Raw genomic sequence first — 9,395 nt, forward strand, 5'->3', positions numbered from 1 at the left:
TCGCCCGCCCTTCCCTGCTGGTGGGCGACCGCGCGGCGCTGGGCCAGCCCGAACGCCGCGGCGAAAAGATCGGCGAGCAGGTCGGCCGCTGGCTCAAGCCCCTCGTGCCCGCGAACTACCGCCCGATCACCGCGGCGCAGGTCGCGGGTGCGCTGCTGCGCGCGGTGTCCACCGCGCGCGGGCAGCAGGTGCTCCTTTCAGGGCAGATGCAGGCTTCGTAGCTGGCGCTGACCGCGCGCGAGCGCGCCGGAAGCCCAGCGCTCGCGGCGCTCGCGCATCGCTGGGCTTTCGCTTCGCTCCAGCGCCAGCCTACCTGCGGCGCTCCAGCGCCAGCCCGCCGCACCAGTCTGCAAACATTCCACTTCCATGGCTGCGCGGGTTTTCCCGCGCCGACCTGCACGCGCGGGTGCATTGCTGATGACGCGCCATTTTTTCCATGCTACAAGGTGCGTCGCTCTTGATCATCCGCGGGGACGATGGCCAACGTACAGATCCGCAACGTCGAGAAATTCTTCGGTGCCGCGCACATCATCCGCGGCGTCGACATCGACATCGAGGACGGCCAGTTCGCCGTGCTCGTGGGGCCCTCGGGCTGCGGCAAGTCCACCCTGCTGCGCATGATCGCGGGGCTGGAGGAGATCAGCCGCGGCGAGGTGCGCATCGGCGGCCGCGTGGTCAACGACCTCACGCCCAAGGAACGGGACATCGCCATGGTGTTCCAGAACTACGCGCTCTATCCGCACATGACGGTGCGCGACAACATGGCCTTCAGCCTCATGCTGGCGAAGCAGCCGAAGTCGGTGGCGGACCAGCGCGTGCGCAAGGCCGCCGAGATCCTCGGCCTCGAATCCCTGCTCGATCGCTACCCGCGCCAGCTCTCCGGCGGCCAGCGCCAGCGCGTGGCCATGGGCCGCTGCATCGTACGCGATCCGCAGGTGTTCCTGTTCGACGAGCCGCTGTCCAACCTCGACGCCAAGCTGCGGGTGCAGATGCGCACCGAGATCAAGGAGCTGCACCAGCGCCTGAAGACCACCTCCGTCTACGTCACGCACGACCAGATCGAGGCCATGACCATGGCCGACCGCATCGTCGTGATGCGCGACGGCGTGGTGGAGCAGACCGGCTCGCCGCTCGAGCTGTACGACCACCCGGCCAACCAGTTCGTGGCCGGCTTCATCGGCTCGCCCGCGATGAACTTCCTGCCCGGCGTGGTGCGGCGCGCCAACGGCAGCCTGCGCATCGATTTCGGCCAGGGCCTGTCGCTGCCCGCGCCGGCGCACGCGCACGCCGCGCAGGACGGCCAATCCGTGATCTACGGCACCCGGCCCGAGCACATGGAGCTCGCGCCCGAGGGTGACGGCGTGCCTGGCGAGGTGGTGGTGGTGGAACCCACCGGCGCCGACACCCAGGTCTTCACCAAGCTCGCCGGCGTGGAGGTCACCAGCGTGTTCCGCGACCGCCACGCCTTCCGCCCGGGCGAGGTCATCCGGCTGCGGCCGGATCCGGCCCGCGCCCACCTGTTCGATCCGGCCAGCGGCATGCGGCTCGCGCAGTAGCGCGCCGCCACCGCCCCGCCCTTTCCCTCTTCATCCAAGGAGACAGCCATGACGAACCGTCGGAAGTTCCTGAAGAAAGCATCGGCCGGGGCGGCCGCCGTCTCGCTGCCGCTGCTGTGGCCGGCCGGCGCGCTGGCGCAGCAGTGGAACAACCAGCCCGAGAAGGGCGCCAAGCTGCGCGTGCTGCGCTGGAAGCGCTTCGTGCAGGGCGACGAGGACGCCTACATCGCCAACGTCAAGAAGTTCAGCGACAAGTACGGCATCGAGGTCCGCCTCGACCACGAAGGCTGGGAGGACGTACGGCCCAAGGCCGCGGTGGCGGCCAACACCGGCGCCGGCCCCGACATCATCCTTTCCACCAACGACGACGCCAATCTCTATCCCGAGAAGCTGGTCGACATGACCGACGTCGCCGAGTACCTGGGCAAGAAGTACGGCGGCTGGTATCCCGCCTGCGAGGCCTACCTCAAGCCCGACGGCCGCCGCTGGATCGGCGTGCCCCTGGGCGGCACCGGCTCGATGATGGTCTACCGCGGGTCGATGCTCAAGGCCGCGGGCTTCGACGCCTTCCCCAAGGACACCGACGGCATGCTCAAGGCCTTCCAGGCGCTCAAGGCCAAGGGCACGCCCGCCGGCATGGCGCTGGGCCACGCCACCGGCGACAGCGGCTGGACGCAGTGGCTGATCTGGGCCTTCGGCGCCGCGCTGGTGGACAAGAACAACAAGGTGATCATCGACAGCCCCGAGACGCTCAAGGCGCTGGAATACGGCAAGGAGCTGTACGCCACCTTCATCCCCGGCACGCTGTCCTGGCTGGATCCGAACAACAACAAGGCCTTCCTCGACGGCCAGGTCTCCGTCACCAACAACGGCATCTCGATCTACTACGCGGCCAGGAACGCGACCGACCCGAAGGTCAAGGAGATGGCCTCCGACATCCAGCACGCGACCTTCCCGATCGGCCCGGTGGGCGTGCCGACCGAATACCACCTGTTCTTCAACCAGATGGTGTTCCGGCACACCAAGTACCCGAAGGCGGCCAAGGAGTTCGTGCGCTTCATGATGGAAGAGGAGCAGTACGGCCCCTGGATGCAGGCCTCCGGCGGCTACATCTCGCAGCCCCTGCGCGCCTACGAGAAGAACCCGATCTGGACGGCCGACCCGAAGAACACGCCTTACCGCGACTCGGTGAAGAACATGCGGCCGGCGGGCTACATGGGCAAGCTGGGCTACGCCTCCGCCGGCGCGCTGGCCGACTTCATCGTGCAGGACATGGTGGCCGAGGCGGTGAGCGGCTCCAAGACGCCGAAGGAAGCAATGGAGCGGGCAGCCCAGCGCGCCAACCGCTACTACAAGCTGTAAGCGGCCGTGGAAGCGGGCGCGCTCCAGGCACCGGAAGAAGCGGCCGGCGGTGCCCGGCCCTTCTCGCTGCACCGGCTGGGCAGCAGCCGCAACCTGCTCGGGCTGCTGTTCCTGCTGCCCGCGGCGGTGCTGCTGCTGCTGTTCCTCACCTACCCGCTCGGGCTGGGCGTCTGGCTCGGTTTCACCGACACCAAGATCGGCCGCGGCGGCGAGTGGGTAGGCTGGGGGAACTATGCCTTCCTCTGGGGCGACAGCGTCACGCGGCTGGCGCTGTTCAACACCCTCTTCTACACGGCGGTCGCGAGCGTCATCAAGTTCGCGCTCGGCCTGTGGCTCGCGGTGCTGCTGAACGAGAACATCCCGTTCAAGACCTTCTTCCGCACGGTGATCCTGCTGCCCTACATCGTGCCCACGGCGCTGTCGGCGATCGCCTTCTGGTGGATCTACGACTCGCAGTTCTCCATCGTGAGCTGGGTGCTGGTGAAGCTCGGATGGATCGACGCCTACATCGACTTCCTCGGCGACCCGTGGAACGCGCGGCTGTCCACCATCGCGGCCAACATCTGGCGCGGCGTGCCCTTCGTGGCCATCACGCTGCTGGCCGGCCTGCAGACGATCCCGCCCTCGCTGTACGAGGCGGCGGCCATCGACGGTGCCGGCGGCTGGAAGCGCTTCCGCTACATCACGCTGCCGCTGCTGACGCCGATCATCGCGGTGGTGATGACGTTCTCGGTGCTGTTCACGTTCACCGACTTCCAGCTGATCTACGTGCTCACGCGCGGCGGGCCGCTGAACGCCACGCACCTGATGGCGACGCTGTCGTTCCAGCGCGCGATCCCCGGCGGGGCGCTGGGCGAAGGCGCGGCGATCGCGATCGCGATGGTGCCCTTCCTGCTGGCGGCGATCCTGTTCTCGTACTTCGGCCTGCAGCGGCGGGCCTGGCAACAAGGCGCGAGCGACGAATGAGCGCCGCACGGCCGCCCGAAGGCGCGGGCCCCCTCCGGTTGCGGAGGGGGGAGGAGGAGCACGCAGTGCGGATCCTGGGGGAGGTTGTCAAATGAAGGCACAGGCTTCCAACGACAGCCAGGGCATGGCCTACCTCAGCTCGCTGCCGCGGCGCTGGGTCACGCTCTACGTCCCGCTCGCGATCTTCGTGTTCGTGCTGCTGTTCCCGTTCTACTGGATGGCGGTCACCTCCTTCAAGCCGGACGCCGAACTGCTCTCGCGCGACGGCAATCCGTTCTGGATCGTCGGGCCCACCTTCGCGCACTTCGAGAAGCTGCTGTTCCACACCTCCTACCCCGAGTGGCTGTGGAACACGATGTTCGTCTCGGTGGTGTCCACCTTCGTCTCGCTGCTGTGCTCGGTGTTCGCCGCCTATGCGATCGAGCGATTGCGCTTCCGCGGCTCCAAGCAGGTGGGGCTGTCGATCTTCCTCGCCTACCTGGTGCCGCCCTCGATCCTGTTCATCCCGCTGGCGGCCATCGTGTTCAAGCTCGGGCTGTTCGACACCCGCTGGGCGCTGATCCTCACCTATCCCACCTTCCTGATCCCGTTCGCGACCTGGCTGCTCATGGGCTACTTCCGCTCGATCCCGTACGAGCTGGAGGAATGCGCGCTGATCGACGGCGCGAGCCGCTTCCAGATCCTGTGGAAGATCATCCTGCCGCTGGCGGTGCCGGGGCTGATCTCCGCCGGCATCTTCGCTTTCACGCTGTCGTGGAACGAGTTCATCTACGCGCTCACCTTCGTGTCGTCGTCCGAGGTGAAGACGGTGCCGGTCGGCGTGGTGACGGAGCTGGTGGAAGGGGATGTCTATCATTGGGGTGCGCTGATGGCGGGGGCCCTGCTCGGGTCGCTGCCGGTGGCGGTCATCTATTCGTTCTTCGTCGAGTACTACGTGTCCGGACTCACCGGCGCCGTCAAGGAATAAGGCATCCCATGAAGAGAAAGAAGCCCGAGGAGTTGCGCTCCCAGCAATGGTTCGGCCGGCAGGACCGCGACGGCTTCGCCTACCGCAGCTGGGTCAAGGGCAAGGGCGTCCCGCACGACCAGTTCGACGGCCGGCCGGTGATCGGCATCTGCAACACCTTCAGCGAGCTCACGCCCTGCAACTCGCACTTCCGCACGCTGGCGGAGCAGGTGAAGATCGGCGTCTACGAGGCGGGCGGCTTCCCGCTCGAATTCCCGGTGATGTCGCTCGGCGAGACGCTGCTGCGCCCCACCGCCATGCTGTACCGCAACCTCGCCAGCATGGACGTGGAGGAATCGATCCGCGGCAACCCGATCGACGGCGTGGTGCTGCTCATGGGCTGCGACAAGACCACGCCCTCGCTGATCATGGGCGCGGCGAGCGTCGACCTGCCCACCATCGGCGTCTCCGGCGGCCCCATGCTCAGTGGCAAGTGGCGCGGCCAGGAACTGGGCTCCGGCACCGGCGTCTGGAGCATGAGCGAGCAGGTGCGCGCCGGTACGCTCAGGCTGCAGGACTTCTTCGAGGCCGAAAGCTGCATGCACCGCAGCCACGGCCACTGCATGACCATGGGCACGGCCTCCACGATGGCCAGCATGGTGGAAGCGCTGGGCGTCGGCCTGCCGGGCAACGCGGCCTACCCCGCCGTCGACGGCCGCCGCAACGTGCTGGCCCGCATGGCCGGCCGCCGCATCGTCGACATGGTGCACGAGGACCAGAAGCTCTCCTCCATCCTCACCCGCCAGGCGTTCGAGAACGCGATCCGCACGCTGGCCGCGATCGGCGGCTCCACCAACGCGGTGATCCACCTGATCGCCATCGCGCGCCGCGTCGGCGTGGAGCTGTCGATCGAGGACTTCGACCGCCTGGGCAGCGAGATGCCCTGCCTGGTGAACCTGCAGCCCTCGGGCCAGCACCTGATGGAGGACTTCTGCTACGCCGGCGGCATCCCCGTGGTGATGAAGGAGATCCGCGACGCGCTGCACCTCGACGCCGTCACGGCCAACGGCCGGACCGTCGGCGAGAACATCGCCGATGCGCAGAACTGGAACAAGGAAGTGATCCAGCCGCTGGAGGCGCCCTTCAAGGAGAAGGCGGGCATCGCGGTGCTGCGCGGCAACCTGGCGCCGCGCGGCGCCGTGATCAAGCCCAGCGCCGCCACGCCGGCGCTGATGGTGCACCGCGGCCGCGCCGTGGTGTTCGAGGACATCGAGGATTTTCACCGCCGCATCGACGACGAGGACCTCGACGTCGACGAGAGCTGCGTGCTGGTGCTGAAGAACTGCGGCCCGAAGGGGTATCCCGGCATGGCCGAAGTGGGCAACATGCCGCTGCCGCCGAAGATCCTGCGCAAGGGCATCACCGACATGGTCCGCATCAGCGACGGGCGCATGAGCGGCACGGCCTATGGCACCGTGGTGCTGCACACCGCGCCCGAGGCCGCGGCCGGGGGCCCGCTGGCCGTGGTGCGCAACGGCGACATGATCGAGCTGAACGTGCCCAAGCGCCGGTTGCACCTGGAGATCACCGACGAGGAGCTGGCGCGCCGCCTGGCCGAATGGCAGCCGCCGCAGCCGCCGCTGTCCTCCGGCTACTGGAAGCTCTATATCGACCACGTGCTGCAGGCCGACGAAGGCGCCGACCTCGATTTCCTGGTCGGCCAGCGCGGCGCCTTCGTGCCGCGCGACAACCACTGAGACCATGGCAAGGCGCGGCGCGCGCACCCGGATTCCCGCCTGCACGGGAACGAGGCAGCCATGAACCTCGTCGGCGTCGACTGGGGAACCTCCTCCCTGCGGGTCGCCCGCATCGGCGCCGACGGCTTTGCGCTGGAAGAGCGCAGCAGCGAACGCGGCATCCTCACCGTGCCGCCGGGCGGCTTCGCGCAGGTGCTGCAGGAGGAAGCGGGCGACTGGCTCGCCGCGCCGCAGGCCCTGTGCCTCGTGAGCGGCATGGCCGGCAGCCGCCAGGGCTGGCAGGAGGCGCCCTACTGCACCTGCCCCGCCGCCTTCGACGACGTGGCGCACGCGCTGGCCTGGATCGAGCCGGGCCGCATCGCCCTGGTGCCGGGCCTGCGCTACGAATTCCTCGGCACGCCCGATGCGATGCGCGGCGAGGAGGTGCAGGTGTTCGGCGCGATGGACCTGCTGGGCCTCGCCGACGGCGTGTTCGTGCTGCCCGGCACGCACTGCAAGTGGGTGCGCGTGGCCGAGGGCCGGGTGCAGTCCTTCGCCACCTTCATGTCCGGCGAGTTCTACCGCGTGCTGCGGCAGCATTCGATCCTGGCCCGCACCATGCCGGAGGAAGACGGGCCCTTGCAGGAGGAAGCCTTCCTGCGCGGCGTGCGCCACGCCCAGCAGGCCCGCTCGCTGCTGCACAGCGCCTTCAGCGCCCGCATGCTGGCCCTGTTCGGGCCCCTGACGCCGCAGGAGCTGCCCAGCTACCTCTCGGGGCTGGTGATCGGCGAGGAGCTGCGCTCGCGCGCGCTGCACGGCATGGAGGTCGTGCTGATCGGCGCGCCGGCGCTCACCGAGCGCTACGCGCTGGCGCTGCGCACCCTGGGCTGCGAATCGCGCCGCCTCGGCTCGGAAGCAGCCTGGCGCGGCCACTGGGCGCTGGCGCGCTCGCTGCAGCAGCCATGAGCGCGGCGCTGCCGATCCCGCCGCAGCCGATTCCATGAACCCGTTGCTCGCCGAGGCCTGGAATCGCGCGCTCGCGGAACTGCCGCTGGTGGCGATCCTGCGCGGCATCACGCCGGCCGAGGCGGACGCGGTGGGCGACGCGTTGTGGAACGCGAACTGGCGCATCTTCGAGGTGCCGCTCAATTCGCCGCAGCCGCTGGAGAGCATCGCGCGGCTGGCGCGGCGCTTCCCGGGCGCGGTGGTCGGCGCGGGCACGGTGCGCAACGAAGACGAGGTCCGCGCCGTGCACGAGGCCGGCGGCCGGCTGGTCGTGTCGCCGCATTTCGATGCCCGCGTGGTGCGCGCCGCCGCCTGGTCGGGCATGGTGTGCCTGCCGGGCGTGCTGACCCCGAGCGAGGCCTTCGCGGCGCTGGAAGCCGGGGCGCACGGGCTCAAGCTGTTCCCGGCCGAGATGATCCCGCCGGCAGCCGTGAAGGCGCTGCGGGCCGTGCTGCCGCCACCGTTGCCGCTGCTGCCCGTGGGCGGCATCGCGCCTTCGAGCATGGCCGGCTACCTGGCGGCCGGCGCGAGCGGCTTCGGCATCGGCTCGGCGCTGTACCGGCCGGGCACGCCGGCCGAGGAAGTGGCCCGCATGGCGCGCGCCTTCGCCGACGCGTGGGCCGGGACGCTGCGCGCCTGACGGCGGCGTTGCGGTGGGCGCTCAGCGCGCGCGACGGGTCGTGGGGGACTTGCGCGCCGGTGCGCGGCGCGGCGCTTCCGCCTCATGCTGTTCCATGAAGTTGCGGATCAGGCGGCGCACCACCTGCGAGGGCGTCATGTCCTGCGCGCGGCACAGTTCCTCGAACGCCTGTTTCTTCGCGGGATCGATGAGGACGGTGAGCCGTGCGGTCTTGAGCTCCATTGGGCGAACGGTCCTGATGGGGCCCCGAGTGTAGTGGCCTTTGCCTGCGCCGTGGGCCGCGCGCCGCGGCCTGCGCAGCCGCGCCGCCATGCCATCATTGGCGCTGCAGAACGATGGAGGCCCGGGCATGGGTGACCGACTGGAAGAGTGGCTGGCGCGCGAGCGCGAGGTTCAGGAGCGGCAGCTGGCCGGCGCCGGCTGGGGCGTGGTGCCGCCGGAGCAGTTCGCGGGCCGCAGCGGGCTCGAAGTGATGCAGGCCATCCTGCGCGGCGAGCTGCCGGCGGCGCCGATCATGCGCACGCTGGACTTCGGCCTGGTCGAGGCCGGCGAGGGCCGCGCCGTGTTCCAGGGCCGGCCCGGCCCCGCGCACGCCAATCCCATGGGCGGCGTGCACGGGGGCTGGTACGCCACCGTGCTCGATTCGGCGCTCGGCTGCGCCGTGCACACGATGATGCCGGCCGGTCGCGGCTACACGACCGCCGAACTGAGCGTGAACCTGGTGAAGGCGATCGGCCCCAAGGTGCAGCGCGTGCGGGCCGAAGGCGAGGTGGTCCACTGCGGCCGCCAGCTCGCGACGGCGCAGGCGAGGCTGGTCGGACCGGATGGCACGTTGTACGCGCATGCGACGACGACGTGTTTGGTGTTCGAGTTGCGCTGAGGGGACTGGTCATCCCCGCGCAGGCGGGCGCCCACGGCACGCGCGCTGCGCGTGACAGCGCTCATTAGTAGCCCCGGGGGGGCGTCGCGCCAGGCGGTGTGCGGCGCGTGGCCGCGTTGGTGTCGCCCGGAAAATCGGTTTCGCTGCCGCAGCATGGCTACGCAGCGAAGCGATGCGAGCCATGCGTACGTCTCATACTCCCGGCTTCTGTTCGAACGGAGCCCGCGGAACGCGGGGCGCAGTTGAGTGATGCGGGGCGGCAGCGGAACCGATTTTCCGGGGAAGTCCGCGCGTCAGCGCGGAC

General features: G+C 69.5%; 9 protein-coding genes and 1 pseudogene. 9 read left to right on the forward strand and 1 reads right to left on the reverse strand.

The genetic code is table 11. From position 1 onward, the window contains the following. The 8 genes and pseudogenes from VFM98_RS22790 to VFM98_RS22825 all read left to right on the forward strand — a co-directional run. Window positions 1-221, forward strand: a pseudogene (locus tag VFM98_RS22790) (nucleoside-diphosphate sugar epimerase); the annotation flags it as partial. Window positions 222-476: 255 nt separating this feature from the next. Continuing rightward, a complete protein-coding gene (locus tag VFM98_RS22795) occupies window positions 477-1,556 on the forward strand; it encodes a sn-glycerol-3-phosphate ABC transporter ATP-binding protein UgpC (protein WP_325112181.1) in 1,080 nt (359 codons plus the stop codon). Window positions 1,557-1,604: 48 nt separating this feature from the next. Continuing rightward, complete coding sequence (locus VFM98_RS22800; protein WP_325112182.1) at window positions 1,605-2,918, forward strand: ABC transporter substrate-binding protein; 1,314 nt, start codon at window positions 1,605-1,607, stop codon at window positions 2,916-2,918. 66 nt (window positions 2,919-2,984) lie between these two features. Continuing rightward, window positions 2,985-3,884: a sugar ABC transporter permease gene (locus VFM98_RS22805; RefSeq protein WP_325112189.1), complete on the forward strand. Its 900-nt coding sequence runs from the start codon at window positions 2,985-2,987 to the stop codon at window positions 3,882-3,884. 91 nt (window positions 3,885-3,975) lie between these two features. Continuing rightward, a complete protein-coding gene (locus VFM98_RS22810; protein ID WP_325112183.1) occupies window positions 3,976-4,851 on the forward strand; it encodes a carbohydrate ABC transporter permease in 876 nt (291 codons plus the stop codon). Window positions 4,852-4,859: 8 nt separating this feature from the next. After that, window positions 4,860-6,587 carry an IlvD/Edd family dehydratase gene (locus tag VFM98_RS22815; protein WP_325112184.1) on the forward strand — a complete coding sequence of 576 codons (1,728 nt, stop codon included), beginning with the start codon at window positions 4,860-4,862 and terminating at the stop codon, window positions 6,585-6,587. Between the two features lie 60 nt (window positions 6,588-6,647). Then, window positions 6,648-7,532: a 2-dehydro-3-deoxygalactonokinase gene (locus tag VFM98_RS22820; protein WP_325112185.1), complete on the forward strand. Its 885-nt coding sequence runs from the start codon at window positions 6,648-6,650 to the stop codon at window positions 7,530-7,532. A 34-nt stretch (window positions 7,533-7,566) separates the two neighbouring features. Continuing rightward, complete coding sequence (locus tag VFM98_RS22825) at window positions 7,567-8,211, forward strand: 2-dehydro-3-deoxy-6-phosphogalactonate aldolase (RefSeq protein ID WP_325112186.1); 645 nt, start codon at window positions 7,567-7,569, stop codon at window positions 8,209-8,211. Between the two features lie 21 nt (window positions 8,212-8,232). Here VFM98_RS22825 and VFM98_RS22830 read toward each other — a convergent pair whose 3' ends face one another. After that, window positions 8,233-8,433 carry a CopG family transcriptional regulator gene (locus tag VFM98_RS22830; RefSeq protein WP_325112187.1) on the reverse strand — a complete coding sequence of 67 codons (201 nt, stop codon included), beginning with the start codon at window positions 8,431-8,433 and terminating at the stop codon, window positions 8,233-8,235. 127 nt (window positions 8,434-8,560) lie between these two features. On the opposite strand from VFM98_RS22830, the gene VFM98_RS22835 reads away from it, so the two are divergent. After that, window positions 8,561-9,091, forward strand: coding sequence for a PaaI family thioesterase (locus tag VFM98_RS22835; protein ID WP_325112188.1), 531 nt, complete (start codon window positions 8,561-8,563; stop codon window positions 9,089-9,091). The last annotated feature ends 304 nt before the right edge of the window (window positions 9,092-9,395 follow it).

Origin of the sequence: Ramlibacter sp. (assembly GCF_035706265.1) — a bacterium.
In the GTDB taxonomy this organism is placed as follows: domain Bacteria; phylum Pseudomonadota; class Gammaproteobacteria; order Burkholderiales; family Burkholderiaceae_C; genus Ramlibacter.